At 63.1% G+C, this 18192-nt stretch carries 18 protein-coding genes; 6 read left to right on the plus strand and 12 right to left on the minus strand.

All coding sequences use genetic code 11. From position 1 onward, the window contains the following. Positions 1-133 precede the first annotated feature (133 nt). Positions 134-2254, plus strand: coding sequence for an autotransporter domain-containing protein (locus tag ACEXP3_RS15310; protein WP_377298054.1), 2121 nt, complete (start codon positions 134-136; stop codon positions 2252-2254). Positions 2255-2349: 95 nt separating this feature from the next. Here ACEXP3_RS15310 and ACEXP3_RS15315 read toward each other — a convergent pair whose 3' ends face one another. The 4 genes from ACEXP3_RS15315 to ACEXP3_RS15330 all read right to left on the minus strand — a co-directional run bounded on the left by ACEXP3_RS15315 (position 2350) and on the right by ACEXP3_RS15330 (position 5312). Continuing rightward, entirely contained in the window at positions 2350-3141 is a 792-nt protein-coding gene (locus tag ACEXP3_RS15315) for a transporter substrate-binding domain-containing protein (protein ID WP_210106218.1), read from the minus strand. Between the two features lie 88 nt (positions 3142-3229). Next, a complete protein-coding gene (locus ACEXP3_RS15320) occupies positions 3230-3886 on the minus strand; it encodes an amino acid ABC transporter permease (RefSeq protein WP_210106217.1) in 657 nt (218 codons plus the stop codon). Beyond that, positions 3883-4689, minus strand: a complete 807-nt coding sequence (locus tag ACEXP3_RS15325; protein WP_377298055.1) for an amino acid ABC transporter ATP-binding protein — start codon at positions 4687-4689, stop codon at positions 3883-3885. Before ACEXP3_RS15325 ends, ACEXP3_RS15320 begins: the two co-directional genes overlap by 4 nt. Beyond that, positions 4686-5312, minus strand: coding sequence for a DUF1989 domain-containing protein (locus ACEXP3_RS15330; RefSeq protein ID WP_377298056.1), 627 nt, complete (start codon positions 5310-5312; stop codon positions 4686-4688). The genes ACEXP3_RS15325 and ACEXP3_RS15330 overlap by 4 nt, the downstream gene beginning before the upstream one ends. A gap of 404 nt (positions 5313-5716) precedes the next feature. Here ACEXP3_RS15330 and ACEXP3_RS15335 point away from each other — a divergent pair, with 404 nt between their 5' ends. Continuing rightward, a complete protein-coding gene (locus tag ACEXP3_RS15335) occupies positions 5717-6892 on the plus strand; it encodes a M24 family metallopeptidase (RefSeq protein ID WP_377298057.1) in 1176 nt (391 codons plus the stop codon). Positions 6893-7107: 215 nt separating this feature from the next. On the opposite strand, the gene ACEXP3_RS15340 is transcribed toward ACEXP3_RS15335, so the two are convergent. Genes ACEXP3_RS15340 through pxpB form a run of 8 tightly spaced genes read right to left on the minus strand, consistent with a single transcriptional unit; the run spans position 7108 to position 13950 of the window. Continuing rightward, positions 7108-7521 carry a VOC family protein gene (locus tag ACEXP3_RS15340; protein ID WP_210106213.1) on the minus strand — a complete coding sequence of 138 codons (414 nt, stop codon included), beginning with the start codon at positions 7519-7521 and terminating at the stop codon, positions 7108-7110. Positions 7522-7553: 32 nt separating this feature from the next. Beyond that, positions 7554-8738, minus strand: coding sequence for a M24 family metallopeptidase (locus ACEXP3_RS15345; protein ID WP_377298058.1), 1185 nt, complete (start codon positions 8736-8738; stop codon positions 7554-7556). 12 nt (positions 8739-8750) lie between these two features. Further along, a complete protein-coding gene (locus tag ACEXP3_RS15350) occupies positions 8751-9389 on the minus strand; it encodes a GntR family transcriptional regulator (protein ID WP_210106211.1) in 639 nt (212 codons plus the stop codon). Continuing rightward, positions 9386-10642: a hydantoinase/carbamoylase family amidase gene (locus ACEXP3_RS15355; protein ID WP_377298059.1), complete on the minus strand. Its 1257-nt coding sequence runs from the start codon at positions 10640-10642 to the stop codon at positions 9386-9388. Before ACEXP3_RS15355 ends, ACEXP3_RS15350 begins: the two co-directional genes overlap by 4 nt. Continuing rightward, a complete protein-coding gene (locus tag ACEXP3_RS15360; RefSeq protein ID WP_377298060.1) occupies positions 10639-11592 on the minus strand; it encodes an NAD(P)-dependent oxidoreductase in 954 nt (317 codons plus the stop codon). The genes ACEXP3_RS15355 and ACEXP3_RS15360 overlap by 4 nt, the downstream gene beginning before the upstream one ends. Further along, on the minus strand, positions 11589-12233 hold the full coding sequence (locus tag ACEXP3_RS15365; RefSeq protein ID WP_377298061.1) for a GntR family transcriptional regulator: 645 nt from the start codon (positions 12231-12233) through the stop codon (positions 11589-11591). Before ACEXP3_RS15365 ends, ACEXP3_RS15360 begins: the two co-directional genes overlap by 4 nt. Next, a complete protein-coding gene (locus tag ACEXP3_RS15370) occupies positions 12230-13210 on the minus strand; it encodes a 5-oxoprolinase subunit C family protein (RefSeq protein ID WP_377298062.1) in 981 nt (326 codons plus the stop codon). The genes ACEXP3_RS15365 and ACEXP3_RS15370 overlap by 4 nt, the downstream gene beginning before the upstream one ends. Continuing rightward, complete coding sequence (gene pxpB, locus ACEXP3_RS15375; RefSeq protein ID WP_377298063.1) at positions 13207-13950, minus strand: 5-oxoprolinase subunit PxpB; 744 nt, start codon at positions 13948-13950, stop codon at positions 13207-13209. The genes ACEXP3_RS15370 and pxpB overlap by 4 nt, the downstream gene beginning before the upstream one ends. A 227-nt stretch (positions 13951-14177) precedes the next feature. Between pxpB and ACEXP3_RS15380 the strand changes: the two genes are divergently transcribed. The 4 genes from ACEXP3_RS15380 to ACEXP3_RS15395 all read left to right on the plus strand — a co-directional run bounded on the left by ACEXP3_RS15380 (position 14178) and on the right by ACEXP3_RS15395 (position 18173). After that, entirely contained in the window at positions 14178-14951 is a 774-nt protein-coding gene (locus tag ACEXP3_RS15380; protein WP_377298064.1) for a LamB/YcsF family protein, read from the plus strand. Positions 14952-14963: 12 nt separating this feature from the next. Further along, complete coding sequence (locus ACEXP3_RS15385; protein WP_377298065.1) at positions 14964-15818, plus strand: D-amino-acid transaminase; 855 nt, start codon at positions 14964-14966, stop codon at positions 15816-15818. A gap of 162 nt (positions 15819-15980) precedes the next feature. Next, positions 15981-16889, plus strand: a complete 909-nt coding sequence (locus ACEXP3_RS15390; RefSeq protein WP_377298066.1) for a LysR family transcriptional regulator — start codon at positions 15981-15983, stop codon at positions 16887-16889. A gap of 123 nt (positions 16890-17012) precedes the next feature. Next, positions 17013-18173 (plus strand): ABC transporter substrate-binding protein, encoded by a 1161-nt coding sequence (locus ACEXP3_RS15395; RefSeq protein WP_377298067.1) that lies wholly within the window; start codon positions 17013-17015, stop codon positions 18171-18173. The last annotated feature ends 19 nt before the right edge of the window (positions 18174-18192 follow it).

Below are 18192 nucleotides of genomic sequence, written 5' to 3' on the forward strand. Positions count from 1 at the left end.
TAAATAACAGACGCTTGAACGCTGTTGATGTGGCAGGTTGCATTTGTTAGCCCGGTGCAAACGGAATGTAATACAATTTCCGATTTTGGAATATGAATTACACTATATAAAATGGGAGAGGACCTTGGGGAGCATGCCTAAGTTAAACGCGAAATATGCCCGGTGCACAGTATCGTCGCTCGTGCTGGCGGTGATGTGGAGTGGCGATGCTTTTGCCGCATCGTTGGAAATCAATGAGCTGGGCGGCTTGAGCGGCGATGGCTCCGCCTATCTGGTGTATGACAGCGGGTATGACTACGCCAGGACCGATGGCCCTATCCCTGCCAGCATCCGTCTGGTGTCCACCATCACTGGTGAGGTGATCGAGATCCCGCTGCCAGAGACTGCCTATAGCGCTTCTGCGCGTCTGAGCGACGACGGCAAGACCGTTGCCGGCGAATATTACGACCAGGAGGTAGATAAACACTACGTTTTCAGCTGGACCGCCCAAGGTGGCATGGTCAAGTACGAAACGGAGAACAGTGCGTCGATTGTGGGTGTCAGTGATAATGGCATCGTTGCGGGAACCCATCACAACGATGCATTGTCCGCGTCTTTCGCATCCACATGGACAACTGCGGGTCAAACGGAATCGCCCTTGGACGCGGGGTACATTTCAAGCCGCGCGGGGGCCATCAGTCGGGATGGGTCGACCGTAGTCGGGGCCGTGTACGACATCGACTATATTGCCCACGCCATGGTTTGGGACCTGGCGAGCAACCAGGTTCAGGATATCAACTCGATTTACAACGGGTCCTTTGCGACGCATGTCAGCGCCGATGGCTCCGTTGTTGCGGGATATTCGATTTCGGAGTTGACGGATAATGTCTTCCGTTGGACATCGGCCGGCGGAATGAAGGACATCGGGCACCTCAGCGTCAATGGCAACACATATCTCGGGGCCATGTCGGACGATGGCAATGTCCTGGTCGGTAGCAGCGAGGTCCGTGTCGGCGAGTATCACGCCTATCGTTATGTTGCGTCTGCGGCGACGGACAATATGACGGATCTCGGCGTTCTGTCCGGCGATGTTAGATCCCAGGCGCTGAATGTCAGCGCCGATGGTCGCTACGTGGTTGGCATCTCTCAAAACGCTGACTATGTCGATCACGGTTTCCGCTGGTCGCAAGAAACCGGCATGCTGTCGATCGAGGCCTGGCTTGCAGAAGGCGGCGTGACGGCGGATTATACCACGACATCGGCTGAATATATCTCCGATGATGGCTCCGTGGTGATCGGAAAGACCGACGACGATGCTGTCTACGTCGCACGCGCCGGCGGCATCATCAAGGAAGAAGAATTCTATCCGACCCTTGTCCAGGTTGGGAGCAACACCGTGCAGAACAGTGTGTCGAGCGCCAACACCATCATGTTTGGCGCGCAGGGCAATCCGATGCGCAACCTGCTCGGCGTCGGCGAGCGCTCCGCCTGGGGCACGGTGGACAGCGGCTATGACAATGGCGATACGGCAAAGGGTGGTCTGGCGCTTGGCGAGTTCGGCCTTGCCTATGGCATTGCCGATGGCGTCACCGCCCGCTTCTCCGTCGGCGGCACCTATTCCAATCAGGATCTCGATGCCGGCGGCTCGGTCCGGCAGACGGGCTATTACCTGTCGCCGGAAGTGTCGGCCAATATGGGCTCCAACCTCTACCTCACCGTCGGCGGCTATTTCAGCCACGCCAGCATCGATACGGCGCGCGGCTATCTCAACGGGTCTGCCCAGGATTACTCCAATGGCAGCACCAATGCCGATACCTGGGGCGCCAAGATCCGTGTCGACTGGCTGAACGCCGCAACGCTCGCCGAGACCGACATCACGCCTTATGCGGGCCTCTCCTACGCGCGCACCAAGGTCGATGCCTATACGGAAGAGAACGGATCCTTCCCGGTGAGCTATGACGCCACGAGCGATCATTCGACGATCCTGCGCCTGGGTGCCGATTTCGTTCGCCCGATGAGCGATACGGTTCGCCTTCTGGCCAAGAGCGAAGTGAGCTACCAGTTCGAGGATCACGCCGCTGCCACCAGCGGCACGCTGATCGGTGTCAGCGACTTTTCCATTGATGGCCAGGACCTGAAGCAGCTTTGGGTTCGCGGCGGCATCGGCGCCGAATTCGACGTTGCCGGCGGCACCGCCTCCTTCATGGTCAATGCGACCACGCAGGGCCAGGACCCGACGGTCTGGCTGCGGTCGAACTTCACCGTGAAGTTCTGATCCACACAAATTTCCTTGGACCCAAAAAAGAGCCGCCGGACCCAAAAGTTCGGCGGCTTGTTTTTTGACGGGTCGACGTGAACCGTAACCGGCTCTTATTCCACGCTTCGGATTGGATCCTTCGGCGCCGGGTTGAAGCCGACGAGGTCCGTGGTGATCTTGGCGTAGGTGCCGTCTGCGACGATTTCGGCGAGCGTCTTGTTGATGGCCTTGACCAGTTCCGGCTTGCCCTTCTTGATGGCAAAACCCTTTTGAACGTGGCTCACATACTCCGGCAGCATTTCGAAGGGCAGTTTCGACTGCTTGATGGCATAGCCGGCGGCAATGGCATCCGTGATGACGAGGTCGAGATTGCCGTTCGCCATGTCCTGCAGCGCGTCGGATTCGGCCTTGTAGCCCTTCACGACGGCGCCCTTGTCTTCACCGATCTTGGCGAAGGTGGACGAGACCAGCGCACCGGCGCGCTTGCCCTTCACGTCATCGACGGACTTGATGGTCGAGCCCTTCGGCACCAGGATGACGCCGCCCGATTCCAGCCAGCCATCGGCGAAGGTCACCTTCTTCTGGCGCTCTGCCGTGATGTCCATGGAATCGCTCGTCATGTCGTACTGGTCGGCCTGAAGACCGATCAGAAGCGAATCCCACTTGATGAGCACCGGCTCGTATTTCAGGCCGAGGCGCTTGCAGATCTCGGTCATCAGCCGGATTTCCAGCCCGTCAAGCTCGCCATTGGGGGCGCGCATGTTGAACGGCGGGAACGTGCCCTCCGTTGCCACCATGAGCTTTCCCGGATGAAGCAATTCCAGCTCGGCGGCCGATGCCGGAACATGTGTGACCAGCGTGGCAAATGCCGCGAAAGCCAGACCCAAAAAACTGCTGCGTTTCATTGTCAGTTCCCTTTGTTATGAGAGTGTATTGCCTGCCCGTTAAGGCCGGAATGGACGGGTGGAGGTGCAGTCCTTGAGTGGTTTCCTGTCAGGATTGCATCTTGTAGTGGCGCTCCAGCCAGGAGGCCAATTGGGTAAGCACGGTCGTCAGCGCGAGATAGATCAGCGCAACCGCGATGTAGAAGTCGAAGGGCCGGAACGTCATGGCGATCAGCGTCTGCGCATAGAGCGTCAGCTCGACCACGGTGATGGCGGAGAGAAGCGAGGTGTTCTTCAGCGTCGAGATCGCCTCGTTGGTGAGCGAGGGCAGAATGATCCGCACCACCTGGGGCAGGATGATGCTGCGCATGGTTTCTCCCGGGCTGAAGCCGAGGGCGAGCGCGGATTCTGCCTGGCCCTTCGGAATGGCCGACAGACCGCTTCGGATGATTTCGGCGATATAGGCGCCGCTGTTGATGCCAAGCGCCAGAACGCCGGCGGTGAAGGGCGAGAGCCGGATGCCGATCTGCGGCAGGCCGAAATAGATGATGAACACCTGGATCAGCAGGGGCGTACCGCGGATGAACCAGATGTAGAAGGCGGACGTGGCCCGCACGGCCCGCCATTTCGACCTTTGCCCGAGCGCGGCCAAAAGGCCGCAGATCCAGCTGACGACGATCGTCAGGATCGTCAGCCCGAAGACGGTCAGGGCCGCGTCCCAGAAGCCGGGTCCGTAGGTTTGCAGATCCTCGAGAAACCCGTTCATTGCGTCAAACCTTTGCTGTCGCTTTCGCCCGAGCGGGGAAGTTCGTCGTGAAGAATGCGGTGGAGAAACTGGCGCAAGCGATCGCTTTCGGGGTGCCGCAGAATATCCGGCGAGCCGGTTTCAGCCATCACACCCTTGTCGAAGAAGACGACGCGGGACGAGACGTCGCGGGCAAAGGCAATCTCGTGCGTGACCAGCAGCATGGTCATCCCATCGGCGGCAAGCGAGGCCATCAGAACCAGCACCTCATGCACCAGCTCCGGGTCGAGCGCCGAGGTGACTTCATCAAACAGCATGAGCCGCGGCTTCATGGCGAGCGCGCGGATGATGGCGACGCGCTGCTGCTGGCCGCCGGAAAGCCTGCCCGGATAGCTGTGGCGCTTTTCGAACAGGCCGATGCGCGCCAGAAGCGCCTCCGCCTCCTCGATGGCCTGGGCGCGCGGGATTTTGAGGAGCTTGACCGGCGCGTGCACGACGTTTTCGAGCACTGTCATGTGCGGCCAGAGATTATAGCTCTGGAACACCATGCCGACGCGCGCCCGCAGCGCCTGCAACTGCGCCTGGCTGGGGAAGAAGCGCGATTCCGGGCGGAAGTCGAAGGACATGTCCTCGAAATCCATGAAACCCGACTGCGGCATTTCGAGCGCATTGATCGAGCGCAGGAAGGTGCTCTTGCCCGAGCCGCTGGCGCCGATGATCGAGACCACCTCGCCGGCCGTCACGTCGAGCGAAACGCCCTTCAGCACCTCGTTGTCGCCGAAACTCTTGCGGATCTCCCGCAAGCTCAGAAGCGGTGCGCTCATCGGGCATGTTCCTCATCATAGGCGTCTGTGATGACGACCGCGACATCCTTCGGGGTGCGGGCGGCGCCATTGATCGGGGTGAGGTCCTGCGGGCAGGCCGACAGAACCAGCGTAAGGTCCATCTCGGCGCGCAGGACGACCATGTCGCCTGCCGTCGTTGCCGGCGGCAGGCGGTCCACGGTGCCATCAGCCTCGACCGGTACGTTCATGAAGAGATTGAGGGAGGCGGGCGTGAACGGCACGGCAAGATCGAGCTCCGCCAGCGCCTCATGGAAATTGTCGGTGCAGCTGCGGTGCGGCTCCGTGCAGCCGAGCTGCTCGTAGAGTTCGCGGCTGCAGGGGCACAGAAGCGTATCGTGCCGCGCGCCGGCGCTGTCTGCCACCATCGTGAGCATTGGCCGGCGGCGCGAGGACATGATGCGCATGCCTTGCGTCACGAAGATATTGCTGTTCACCGAGCGCGTATGATCCATCGCCGAGGTCTCGGTGACATCGTTTTCGGCCACCGCCCAGGTGTCGACCACCTGGTTGCCATGCGTGTTGACGATCCGGGCATATTGCCCCGCCTTCATCGGAAAGGCCCGCCCATGGCTTGCAGCGACAGTCTTTGTATCGAGATCCATATCCATCGTCTTCCTGGTGCCGGGCGCCGAATGGTCGGCGTCTGCACGTCAAAAGCTCCGTCATCAATTTCGGTACACCAAGCCTATTCAGTATACCACTGGAGTTCAAGTAGCATTTTCAACAAATTAACGGTCAAATAATGGACGAAGAGCGCAGGGATTAAACACCGGAAGCCTAAATTTTAAGCGAAAAGGCCGTCGCGCGCTTTCCGTGACAGAAACTGCGTTGGGGCGGTGCCAATCGCGATTGACGGAAGGATACAGCCGGTGTACCGAAATACGAAGTGCGTCCACCCCTTCAATAAGCCAAGCTGCAGGGGCGCGGGCGCGATCCACGAGGCAACGCCTTGGCCAGCATCCTGGCCGGGCTGAAGCCCGCCATCAGGCCGCATTCGGAGTGACGCATGCAACCCTATTTTCCCCTTGAAGAGTATGAAACGCGCTGGGCCCGGGTCCAGGAGGAGATCGAACGGCGCGGCTTCGAGACGGCCGTGGTGTTCGGTCGCGGTGGCGGCACCACGGACAATTGCGGCGACGTTCTCTATCTCTCCAATCACTATGCGATCAGCGGCGGAATGGATTCGCTGATCTGGACCGCCCGCTCCTTCGCCGGCGTCATCCTGCAGCCGGGCCGCGCGCCGCAGCTGCATATCGACGAGCCGGAAGTCCGCCATGACCTCGTTGCCATCGAGGATGTGGTGACGAGCAACCATCCCTTCGAAAGCGTGGCAAAAGCGCTTGTCGCACGCGGTGTCACGGGCCGCGTGGCGCTGGTCGGCACGAATTTCATCCCGGTCAAGTATTACCGGCAGCTGGAAGCCATCGCGCCGGGGATCGAATGGATACCGGCCGACGACCTCGTGCGCAGCGTGCGCCGCATCAAGAGCACGCGCGAGCTGGACTGTTATCGCTATGCCGGCGAGACCGCGACGCTCGGCATCAATGCGCTGATGGAGGGCTTGGTCGGCGGCTTGTCGGAGCGCGAGGCGGCCGGCGAAGCGGCCCGCGTCGTTGTCGCCCGCGGCGGACGCATCCAGATGATCGGCACCAATCACGGCGACACGCTGGGCTTCGACCAGCGGTTTCCGCTGGCCGGCTATAGCGAGGACGTGCCGGCCATGGGCGACATGGTGACCGGCACGCTGCATGGTCCGCTCTACCAGGGCTATTACCTCGATCCCGGCCGCACCGGTGTCAGGGGGCCGGCCAATGGCGAGCAGAAGCGGTTGATCGAGGCGGCAAGCGGCATCGTGCACCGCCTGTCGGACATGCTGCGCCCCGGCGCAAGGCTGCTCGACGTTGCCGCCGAAGGCGACCGGATGACTGCAGCCTTTGGCGGGTCGATTTCGCCGATCATGAAGAATTTCCCGTTTTACGGCCACGGGGTCGGCCTCGGTTTCGAGCTGCCGCGCATTTCCACCACCATGTCCCTGGCCGACGACGTGGTTGAGGAAAACATGGTCTTCGGCGTCGAGGCCTTCCTGTCGCTCGACGGCGTCGGAGCGGCCTTCTACGAGGACATCATCATCATCGGCGACAAGGGCAACGAGCTCATCACCACCTCGCCCTCAATGTTCTGAAAGCTGAAAAATCCTCTGAGCGTCCAGATGGGCTGCGCGTTTCCCCGGTGCCCCTTCGCCCCGTGTTGACGGGGAGAAGGTCGCGGCAGCGGGATGAGGGGAAAATGCACTTTCGTTATCAATGATTTAGAGCCCCTCACCCCAGCCCTCTCCCCGCAGGCGGGGAGAGGGGGAAGGAGCGCCGAGGATGACGTCTTGCTGGGCGCTTTGCCGCCTCAGCGGGCAAACACGCCGTCGAAATCCTTAAAACCCTTGACCTCGATTGGGTTGCCGCTCGGATCGAAGAAGAACATGGTGCGCTGTTCGCCCGGCTCGCCTTCAAAGCGTACGACCGGCGGGATGTCGAAGGCGATGCCGCCCTTTTCGAGACGCTCGGCCAGCGAAAACCAGTCGTCGAGCGGCAGGATGACGCCGAGATGCGGCATCATCACCATATGGTCGCCAACCTTGCCGGTGCGGGTAACCTCGAAGGGCTTGCCCAGATGCAGCGAGATCTGGTGGCCGAAGAAATCGAAATCGACCCAGGTGTCGGTCGAGCGGCCTTCCTCGCAGCCGAGGATGTCGCCGTAGAAGCGGCGTGACGCATCGAGATCCGTCACATGGTAGGCAAGGTGAAAGAGGGAACGCATGGCATGCTCCGTTTGTCGGGGTGGATGGAAAATCAGCGAATGGTGAGGTGGCGCGGCAGGGTGGAGAGCGGTTCGGCGCCGGTTTCGGTCACGATGACCGTTTCGGAGGCGCCGACGGTCCAGTGCCCGTAGCTGCGCAAGGTGGCCGGCAGGTGGAAGACCATGCCCGGTTCGATGATGCGGGTGACGTTGGAAAACAGGCTGAGGATTGCCCCCTCGCCCCAGTCGGGCGCAAAGGCAACGCCCATCGAATAGCCGATGCGCTTGCGAAAGGCGGCCGTATAGCCGGCAGCGTCGATCACCGCCTGCGCCGTATCGTGAATGTGGGCGCAGGTCGCCCCCGGCCTGATCTTGGCAATCGCCGCATCCAGTGCCCGGAGCGAACAATCCATCATGCGCTGCGCCTCGTCGGGGGCTGAGCCCATCCAGACGGTGCGCATGAGCGCCGCATGATAGCGCGCATGACTGCCGGCAAGTTCAAGGAAGATCGGATCGCCCGCCTGCAGGACCCGGCGGCGCCAGGTCATGTGCGGCAGGCCGCTGCGCGGTCCCGACGACACGAGCGGCTCCATGGCCATCACTTCCGAGCCGGCGCGGGTCGCCGCCTGCAGCATGTCGGCGGCGATGGCATTTTCATCGGCGCCAAGCGCACAGGCTTCGATGCCGGCGATCATGCCCGCCTGCGCATAGCGCGCCGCGTGGCGGATCGCCTCAAGTTCGGCCGGCGACTTGATCATCCGCAGTGGCGGCAGGATCTGCGAGCCGTCGGCAAGGGCCGCAACGCCCAGCCGCTCGGCAATCTCGCCGGCAAGTTTGGGCGACAGGAACCAGCCGGAAAGCTCGATGGCCGGATGTGCGATGCCGCGCCGCTCTAGCAGCGAAACCAGCGCTTCGGCCGGATTGTCGGCATCCTGGTAGGTCACGATATCGGGGAGGAACGTATTGGCAAGCGTGCCGAACAGTTCGAGCTGGCGCACCAGCAGCACCGGCTCGCCGACCGCCGGTAGGACGAGCGCCTGAAAGGCGAAATAGCCGGCCGTCTGGCGGCCCGTCAGCCAGTAGATGGTTTCCGGGCCGATGACGATGAGCGCCTCGTGACCGCTTTCCGCGATGGCGGCGCGGGCGCGCGCCTGCCTTTCGGCAAACTCTTCGGCCGGAAACGCCGCCTCGATGCCGCGCTCTGCGGTTTCGATGTCGAATGTCGGGTGGAGTGTCATGCGATCAAAATCTCAATTGCGCGTCAGCCAGCCGAGAAAGCGGGTCCTGACGCTGTCGAAATGCACCTCGACAGCCGCGCGGGCGGCCGCGCCGTCCCGCGCCTCGATGGCATCGATGATGGCGATATGTTCCAGCGCCTGCTGGTCGAAGCGATCGTGGGTGCGGGTGATGGTGCAGCGGCGCGCGATACTGCGCATCTCGGTCAGCATGGTGGCGAGAAGCGGCATGTCGGCGGCATGGGCAAGCGCATTGTGAAAGGCGTCGTCGTCGATCCAGAAGAGGTCGAATTCGATATTGTCGCCGCTCACGAATTCGCGCATCCGCGCCCGCGATCGTGCAAGTTCCTCGGTAAACGGCAGGCTTGCCGCCTTTTCGGCAGCAGCACCCTCGAGAAGCCGGCGCACCTGCACGATCTCCAGCAATTGCTCGATGGTGACGGGGCGCACCATCAGCGCGCCGTTGGGCAGGCGCGAGATGACGTTTTCCTTCTCAAGCCGCGAGATGGCCGCGCGCAGCGGCGTGCGCGAAATGCCCGATTCCAGGGCAAGTGTACGTTCCGTCAGCACTTCGTCCGAAGACAGCTGTCCTTCGAGGATGCGCTGCTTGAGGTCGCGATAGACCTGCTGTGCAAGGGTTTCCCTGTCGCTCAATGACCGCCTCCTTTGCCGCCATCGCGGATCGCTGCGTGAAGCACCTCGACGGCTGCGGCAAGATCGGCCGGATCCATGCCCTCGTCGGGATTGTGACTGCCGTTCCAGTTGCGCAGGAACACCATGACGCTGTCCCAGCCGGCCTGGGCAAAGGCTGCCGCATCATGGCCGCCGCCCGACAGCATCCGGCGCGGGCTGTAGCCGAGCCTTGCCGCGCCGGCCGCGATCTGGTCGCCGAGCGCGACCGACAGTTTCGTCGGCTGGCTGCGCGATTGCGGGCCGAGATCGAAACGCACGCCGCGCGCTGCCTCGATGCCTACAATCTGCGCCTTGAACAGGCCATCCAGTTCGTCGAGAACGCCGACGGTGTCGCTTCTCAGATCAACGCAGAAATCCACTCGGCCCGGCACCTTGGCGAAGGCATGTTCCGACGAGGCCGCATCGACACGGCCGAAGGTGACGGCAAGATCCTGCCCGCGGTCGAGCGCGTCCTGCCACTCTTTGTCCATGCCGACGATGAGGTCGGCGAGCGCAAAGACCGCATCGGACCGCTCCGAGCGTGCCGGCCCGCCGGAATGGGCCCAGGTGCCATCGATCCGCGCCTCGCGGTACCGCAACCCGCCGCGCACGCCCGTGACGATGCCGAAGGGTTCCTTGGCATTGTCGAGCACATTGCCCTGTTCGATATGCAGCTCGATGAAGCGGGCGGGCGCAAGGGCGGGCCCGGACAGGATATCGTCCGGCCGGCCGCCCTCTTCGAGGATATGGTCATAGAGCGTGCGGCCGGTGTCGGAACGCTTTGCCTGCAGTTCTGCCGCCGTCAGCCGGCCAAGGGCTGCGCGCGCGCCTGCATAGGAGACCGGAAACCAGACGCTTTCTTCGGCGCGCGTCACTGTCACGACAAGGTCGACAGGCGGCGGCTCGCCGCTTTCGACGAAGGCTGCGGCGAGCGCCATGGCGCCCGCCACACCGGCCTGGCCGTCATAGGCGCCGCCCATGGCAACCGTATCGAGATGGGAGCCCATATGGATGGCTGGTGCGTCGCGGTCGCGGCCCGGCAGGCGGGCAAAGAGGTTGAGGCCGGCATCGCGCGTCACGGCAAGGCCAAGCGCGTGGGCTTCTTCGGCAATCACCGCATGCGCCTGGCTTTCCAGCGGGCTGTAGGACGGGCGGGTGAAGCCCGGGCCGACATCGCTGATGGCGTTGATGCGCTGGAGCAGTCTGTCGATCGTATCCCTGATGACGGTGCTCATGCGCTCACCCCTTCCATCGCTTGCAATTCTATAGTCGTTTCTGGCCGGCGGCCGGACAGCGCCGTCAGCACATGGGAGGCGGCGGCGACCGCCACGCGCTCCAGCGCTTCCCCGGTCGTGCCGCCGAGATGCGGCGTGAAGATCACGCGGCCGCTTTCCCCGAGCGGGCCTTGCGCAGCACCCGGCGAATAGACGTCGAGGCCGGCGCCGAAAATGGTTCCACTGGCGATGGCGGCGGCAAGGGCTGCCTCTTCGATGAGGCCGGCGCGGGCCGTATTGACGAGGATCGCGCCGCGTTTGACCGCGCCAAACGCGGCCGCGTCGAACAGGTTGCGGGTTTCCTCGCGAAGCGGCGTGTGGATGGAAACGAGATCGGCGGCCGCAAGCCCCTCGTGAAGCGTCGTCACACGCTCATAGGGCAGTTCACCGCGGCTGCGGGGCGAATGAACGAGAATGCGCATGCCGAAGGCAATATCGAGCATCCGCGCCAGATCTCTCGCAATCGCGCCCCAGCCGACGACGAGCGCCGTCTTGCCGAACAGCTCGCGGAAATTGGCCGTCTCGCGAAAGCCCGGCGTGCCGGAGCGCACCGCCCGATCGGCGGCCGGGATCAACCGGGCAACGGAGAGCGCAAGCCCGAGCGCCAGTTCACTCACCGAGCGCGCATTGGCGCCGGGCGTGTTGCAGACGAGAATGCCGCGTCGGCCCGCCGCCACCTTGTCGATGGAATCGTGACCGGCGCCATGCGAGACGATCACCTTCAACGGACCGGCCGCAGCAATCGCTTCACCGCCAAGGCCCGCATCGCGAGTGATGACCGCCTGACAGTCGCCGATCAACCGCTTCACCGTTTCAAGGCTGCTGTCGGGGCACAGGACGGCGTCGATGCCGGCCTGTTCTAGAAGGGCGATGCCGGCTTTATGAATGGGCTGGACGATCAGGCATTTCATCGGGATGGTCTCTGTAAAGGCGCGGCAAGGCGGGCGAGAATCGCGTCGCGGGCATGCGCGATATGTGCCGCCATCAGCAGGCCTGCCTCTTCGCCTTCGCCGGCGCGAAGGGCGGCAAGGATGTCCAAATGTTCCTGGCAGCTCACCGTAAAGCGGGCCGGAACCTGGGTGTGGTCGAACATGCAGGTGCGCCGGCGCAGATCTCCGATGGCGCGCACCATCATCTGGTTGCCCGCCGCCCGCGCCAGCGCATGATGCAGGTCGTCATCGAGACTGCGCTGTTCATCCTCGTCGCCCGGCCCCTCCTTCTGCAGGATCAGGACGCGACGTTCCAGATCATCCAGGATGTGGGAGGAGATGCCGGTCGCATGGCGCGCGCAATGGCTTTCCAGCTGCTGGCGCAGGAAGAAGATTTCCTCGACTTCGGGGATGGTCAGCGTCCTCACCTTGAGGAAGCGGCCTTCCTGAACGGCAAGCCCTTCCGCCTCAATGCGCTTGATCGCCTCGCGCACCGGCGTGCGCGACATGGCAAGCTCGTCGCCGAGCTTGGCTTCCTGCAGGAGGTCGCCGGGTTTCAGCGCCCCGGCAAGGATCATTTCGATAATCTTGCCATAGGCCTGCTTGGCGAGCGGCTTGTTCAAGGCATGCCTCCTTCACTGATCGTGGCACCGGCCTCATGATCGAGGCTCGTGAGAACCTCGTCGAGCGCGCGGGTGTGAGCGATCCACAGATCTTCCGCATGGTCCCGGCTGACAAGCTTGAAGCGGATCTGGCAACCGGTCAGCGCCTGTGCGAGCCGCGGCAGATCGACGGAGGCGACGGTTGCGATCTTCGCATAGCCGCCGCTCGTCTGGCGCTCGGCCATCAGGACGATCGGGCGCCCGGAGGCGGGCACCTGGATCGATCCCATCACCGTTCCGTCGGAGACGACGTCATGGCCGGCGACAGCCGTAATTTTGGGGCCGTCGAGCATCTGCGCCATGCGGTCGCGGCTGGCGGAGACGGTGAAGGGCCCGCGCAGGAACTGCTGCCAGGCGGCCTCATCGAAATGCCCGGCCTGCGGCCCCTCGATCACCCGGATCGGCCCCGCCGAGCGGGACAGCGGCTTGCGCAGGATTTTGCGCGGGGCTGAAAGCGCCGTCTCATCCGTTGCGCCAAGCGGCAGCACGTCGCCGGCCGAAAGGCGCCGGCCTTCGAGCCCGCCGATTGCCGAGCGCAGATGCGTCGAACGCGCGCCAAGCACCGGTTCGGTGCGGATGCCGCCGGACAATGCCAGATAGCCCCAGACGGCATTGGTAAGCGCGCCGATCCGCAGCGTCTGGCCGGGATCCAGCCGGTAGCTCTCCCAGGTGGCGACGGGTGTCCCGTCGATGGTGACGGACACGGCGCCGCCGGTGACGGCAAGGAGCACGGGCTCGCTTACCTCGAACTGGCCGCCGACATGGGCAAACTCGATCAGCGCATCGCCCTCGTCATTGCCGACGAGGCGATTGGCGATCCGCATGGCGGTGACATCCATCGGTCCGCAGCCCGAAACCCCCATCTGCAGGAGGCCGCTTCGGCCGCGATCCTGCACCGACATCATCGGGCCGGCCTGTTTGACGATCAGGCGTGTCATGCCTCCTCCCATTCGATCGGTGGCGCACCGTCCGCGACGGCCGCATCGAGTGCTGCGGCTTCGTCCGCCTCGATGGCGCGAAAGCGGACATGGTCGCCTGCTCTCAAGAGAAAGGGGTCCTTGCGGGCGGGATCGAAAACGCGGATCGGCGTGCGGCCGATAAAGCGCCAGCCGCTCGGCCCCGGCACGGAATTGATGCTGGCCTGCTTGCCGCCGATGCCGATGACGCTCGCCTCGATCCTCTGGCGCGGTGCCGGAAGCCGCGGCGTATGCAATTTTTCCGGCAGGCCGCCGAGATAGGCAAAGCCCGGCGCAAAGCCGATCATGTGGACACGGTAATCCGCCGATCCGTGCAGCGCGACGAGGTCTGCAACACTCATGTCCTTCATCTCGGCCAGTTCCGACAGATCCATGCCGGCATCGCCGCCATACAGCACCGGCACGACAAGCCGGCGGGAGCCGGCCGCGTCGATACGGATCGTCGACAGCCGCTCGAGGAGACGGATAGAGAGATCGCGCCCTCGCACGATCAGAGGATCGTAGCACACCAGCAGAGACCGGTAGGTCGGCACGGTCTCGACGATACCGTCGATCGGATCGGCGTCCAGGGCCGCTGCAAGCGCCACGACACGCCTGTTCGTTTCGTCGCAGATCTGGTCGGACAGTTCGACGACAACCGCACGGTCGCCGCTTGCGGCGATGCGCGGATAGGTCAGGTGCGCGTGATCGGGCACGGTCATTCTTCGTTCCAATTCCGCCGGCACCCTTGGCCTGTCTGCAATCAAAGCGAGCGGCGTTACACCTTGTGTCTTGTCTTCTCATCTGTTCAGTCTGCGCAAATTCGCAGAGCAAACAACGTCCTTGTCATTTCAGTACACCGACTGTATGTCAAGACTGCCGCGCGATTAAGGTTGGCGATATCGCCCTTGGCGACGCGATTGCCGACGACAGGATAAGGATGGGCCGCATGCCTCAGATCGACCTCAACTGCGACATGGGTGAAAGTTTTGGCGCCTACACGATCGGCGACGATGCGGCGATGATGGACATCATCACCACGGCAAACATCGCCTGCGGCTTTCATGCCGGCGATCCGAGCGTCATGCGCGATACCATTCTTTCGGCGCGGGAAAAGGGCGTGGCGATCGGCGCCCACCCCTCTTTCATGGATCTTTACGGCTTTGGCCGGCGCCGCATCTATGGTGAGCGGCCGGAGGATGTCGAGGCGCAGATCATCTACCAGATCGCCGCGATCCAGGGCATGGCGGCGGCACTCGGCTGGCCGATCACCCATGTGAAGACCCATGGTTCGCTCGGCAATATTGCCGCCGAAGACGAAACGCTGGCGCGTGTCTGCGTGAACGCCATCAAGGCGGTCGATCCGCGCCTCGTCTTCATCACCCTCCCCTATTCGCAGACGATGCGCGCGGCGGAAGCCGCCGGCCTTGCCGTTGCCTGCGAAGTCTATGCGGACCGCCGATACCTCGAAAACGGCATGCTGGCGCCGCGCCAGATGGAGGGCTCGGTGATCCACGATCTTTCGCAAAGCGTCGATCAGGTCCTCTCCATGGTCTGCGAGAACCGGATCCCGACGCTGAACGGCGGCCATCTCGCCGTCGAAGCGGCGACCGTCTGCATTCACGGCGACACGCCGGGCGCGCCAGTGACCGCACGGGCGCTGCGCGACAAGCTCACCGACGCCGGCATCACCATTGCCCCCTTTACCAAACCCGCACCCTGAAAGGCTCCTCCCTTGTCTCGTATTGTCTATCTCAACGGCGCGTGGTTGCCGGAAGCGGATGCCAAGGTCTCGATCTTCGATCGCGGCTTTCTCTTTGCCGATGCGATCTATGAGGTCACCGGCGTCGTCGGCGGCAAGCTGCTCGAATATGAAGGCCATGCGGCCCGCCTGCAGCGCTCCATGACGGAACTCGGCATCACCTGCCCGCTGTCGCCGGACGATCTGCTCGAGGTCCATCGCGAGATCGTTCGCCGCAACGCTCTCAACGAAGGCCTGATCTACCTGCAGATCTCGCGCGGCACGGCCGACCGCGATTTCGCCTACCCCAAGGATCCCACGCCGACGCTGACGCTCTTTACCCAGGCAAAGCCGGTACTCGACAATCCGAAGGTCGCGACCGGCATTTCGGTGGCCCTGCTGCCGGATCAGCGCTGGGCGCGCCGCGACATCAAGACCGTGCAGCTGCTTTATCCGTCCATGGCCAAGATGGAAGCGGCCTCCAGGGGCGCCGACGACGCCTGGCTGGTGGAAGACGGTTTCGTGACCGAGGCAAGCTCGGCAACCGCGCATATCATCAGCAAGGACGGCAGGCTGATCACCCGGCCGCTGTCGCATGCGATCCTGCACGGCATTACCCGTGCAAGCGTTCTCGACATCGCCGAAGAGGCGGGCATCGCTTTTGAAGAGCGCGCCTTTACGCCCGATGAAGCTAAGGATGCGGCCGAAGCCTTCATCACCTCGGCCACCAATTTTGTGCTGCCGGTGGTGTCGATCGACGGCCAGCCGGTCGGCGATGGTAAGCCCGGTCCGCTGACGCTGAAGTTGCGCGCGCTTTACATCGCCCGCAAGACGGCAAGCGCCATCTGAACGCAGCGGTGCTTTGCCTGGTCCTCCCCTCTGCCTATTTCGCGTGAGGGGAGCCCGAACTAGGTCCGGGGCGGGAGGCATGCTGCTTTCCCTTCAAAAAATTTGCCGCAGAGCCTGTTCTGCGGCCTTGTTGAGGTCTACCGGGCAGTGTTTTAAGGGGGAATGGCTTTCACATTCCGCCAGCTGCAGTTCTTCATCGCCGTCGCCGAACAGGGCTCGATCACCCGTGCGGCGCAGAACCTCTCCATCTCGCAATCCTCCGTTACCGAAGCGATCAAGGAGCTGGAGGCCGATCTTGGGGTGGAACTGTTCGAGCGCCATCCGCGCGGGCTGACGATGACGCATAACGGCCATCAGTTCCTGCGTCATGCCACGAAAATCCATGCCAGCGTCTCGGATGCCCGCAACGCCTTTTCCGGCGCAACGCAGATCGAGGGCGGAACGCTGAACATCGGCGTCACCTCCCTCGTGGCCGGCTATGTCCTCTCCGACCTTCTGGCGCGGTATCGGCGCGCCTGCCCCGGTGTCGAGGTTTCGGCGGTCGAGGACAACGGCTCCTATCTGGAACATCTGCTGGTCGGCGGGGAACTGGATGTGGCGGTGATGGTGATCTCCAACCTGCGTGACCGCATGGCGCTGCAGGCGGAAATCCTGGAGACTTCGCCGTACCGACTGTGGCTTCCCATGGGCCATCCGCTGGTCTCGGCCGACATCATTACGCCGACCGACGTGGCGCGCGAGCCGCTGATCATGCTGACGGTGGATGAAATCGAGGAAAATACCGGCAAACTTCTCTCGGCGCTCGGCGCGCGCCCTCATGTGGCGTTTCGCACCCGCTCGGTGGAAGCGGTGCGCAGCCTGGTGGCGACCGGCGCCGGCATCGCGCTTCTGCCGGATCTGGTCTATCGCCCCTGGTCGCTGGAAGGCGACCGCATCGAAAGCCGCGATGTCTCCGGCTCGCTGCCGGTGGTGCAGGTGGGCATGGTCTGGCGCAAGGGGTCGAGCCTGCCCCAGTCGGCGCGCGATTTCATCGGCATTGCCGAGGCCATGCGCAGCGGACGCGGGCGTTAGGCTTCAGGTATCGGAAAATCCGATATCGACGTTCTGCCAAATGAATTTGCGAAGGCTCGCATTTCGTCGCAGGTTTCGTTCGGGAACAAAAGTCGAAAAATCGACATCGAACGGGAGCCTTCCATGACATCCTTCCTGAAGACGTGCACGACCCTTTCCGTATTCCTGAGCTTTACCACCGCATCGATTGCGCAAGAGCCGCTGAAGGCCGTCGGCGCCGGCGAAGGCGCGCTCTCCATCGTCGCCTGGGCCGGCTATATCGAGCGCGGCGATACCGACAAGAACTATGACTGGGTGACGAAATTCGAAACAGAGACGGGCTGCAAGGTGTCCGTGAAGACCGCAGCCACCTCGGATGAAATGGTGTCGCTGATGAACGAAGGCGGCTTCGACCTCGTCACCGCCTCGGGCGACGCTTCATTGCGCCTCATCGCTGGCAAGCGCGTACAGCCGATCAACACCGCCCTCATCCCCAGCTGGAAGACGCTGGACGAGCGTCTGCAGAATGCGCCGTGGCATACGGTGAAGGGCGTTCATTACGGCGTCCCCTATGTCTGGGGTCCCAATGTCCTCATGTACAATACCGATGCCTTCAAGGGCGAAGCGCCGAAAAGCTGGAAGGTCGTCTTCGAGGAAATGACCCTGCCGGACGGCAAGTCCAACAAGGGCCGCGTTCAGGCCTATGACGGCCCGATCTATGTGGCCGATGCCGCGCTGTATCTGAAGGCGCACAAGCCGGACCTCGGCATCAAGGATCCCTACGAGCTCAACGAAGACCAGTACAAGGCGGCCCTCGAACTCCTGCGCGGCCAGCGCAAGCTGGTCGGCCGCTACTGGCACGATGCCATGATCCAGACCGACGATTTCAAGAATGAAGGCGTCGTCGCCTCCGGGTCCTGGCCGTTCCAGGTGAACCTCCTGCAGGCGGAAAAGGCAAAGATCGCTTCCACCTTCCCGGAGGAGGGAACCACCGGCTGGGCCGATACGACCATGCTGCATGCCGACGCCGCGCACCCCAACTGCGCCTATAAATGGATGGAACACTCGCTGTCGGCCAAGGTGCAGGGCGATGTGTCGGCCTGGTTCGGCGCCAATCCCTCCGTTCCCGCCGCCTGCAAGGGCAATGCGCTGCTGACCGACGAAGGCTGCGCGACCAATGGCTACGACAATTTTGCCAAAATCAGCTTCTGGAAGACGCCGATCAGCAAATGCGAAAGCCAGGGCGAGTGCGTGCCCTATCACCGCTGGGTGTCCGATTATATCGGCGTGATCGGCGGCCGCTGAGGCATTGCCCGCGGGTGCA

This window comes from Neorhizobium fuzhouense, from assembly GCF_042611105.1.
Taxonomy (GTDB): Bacteria; Pseudomonadota; Alphaproteobacteria; order Rhizobiales; family Rhizobiaceae; genus Neorhizobium; species Neorhizobium galegae_A.

Excerpts from the sequence above, each read along its gene's own strand:
- ACEXP3_RS15380 (WP_377298064.1), top strand. The coding sequence starts at position 14,178 with ATGCCTCAGATCGACCTCAACTGCGACATGGGTGAAAGTTTTGGCGCC.
- ACEXP3_RS15310 (WP_377298054.1), top strand. The coding sequence starts at position 134 with ATGCCTAAGTTAAACGCGAAATATGCCCGGTGCACAGTATCGTCGCTC.
- ACEXP3_RS15395 (WP_377298067.1), top strand. The coding sequence starts at position 17,013 with ATGACATCCTTCCTGAAGACGTGCACGACCCTTTCCGTATTCCTGAGC.
- ACEXP3_RS15390 (WP_377298066.1), top strand. The coding sequence starts at position 15,981 with ATGGCTTTCACATTCCGCCAGCTGCAGTTCTTCATCGCCGTCGCCGAA.
- ACEXP3_RS15335 (WP_377298057.1), top strand. The coding sequence starts at position 5,717 with ATGCAACCCTATTTTCCCCTTGAAGAGTATGAAACGCGCTGGGCCCGG.
- ACEXP3_RS15340 (WP_210106213.1), bottom strand. The coding sequence starts at position 7,521 with ATGCGTTCCCTCTTTCACCTTGCCTACCATGTGACGGATCTCGATGCG.
- ACEXP3_RS15325 (WP_377298055.1), bottom strand. The coding sequence starts at position 4,689 with ATGAGCGCACCGCTTCTGAGCTTGCGGGAGATCCGCAAGAGTTTCGGC.
- ACEXP3_RS15370 (WP_377298062.1), bottom strand. The coding sequence starts at position 13,210 with ATGACACGCCTGATCGTCAAACAGGCCGGCCCGATGATGTCGGTGCAG.
- ACEXP3_RS15345 (WP_377298058.1), bottom strand. The coding sequence starts at position 8,738 with ATGACACTCCACCCGACATTCGACATCGAAACCGCAGAGCGCGGCATC.
- ACEXP3_RS15315 (WP_210106218.1), bottom strand. The coding sequence starts at position 3,141 with ATGAAACGCAGCAGTTTTTTGGGTCTGGCTTTCGCGGCATTTGCCACG.
- ACEXP3_RS15320 (WP_210106217.1), bottom strand. The coding sequence starts at position 3,886 with ATGAACGGGTTTCTCGAGGATCTGCAAACCTACGGACCCGGCTTCTGG.
- ACEXP3_RS15355 (WP_377298059.1), bottom strand. The coding sequence starts at position 10,642 with ATGAGCACCGTCATCAGGGATACGATCGACAGACTGCTCCAGCGCATC.
- ACEXP3_RS15330 (WP_377298056.1), bottom strand. The coding sequence starts at position 5,312 with ATGGATCTCGATACAAAGACTGTCGCTGCAAGCCATGGGCGGGCCTTT.
- ACEXP3_RS15360 (WP_377298060.1), bottom strand. The coding sequence starts at position 11,592 with ATGAAATGCCTGATCGTCCAGCCCATTCATAAAGCCGGCATCGCCCTT.
- pxpB (WP_377298063.1), bottom strand. The coding sequence starts at position 13,950 with ATGACCGTGCCCGATCACGCGCACCTGACCTATCCGCGCATCGCCGCA.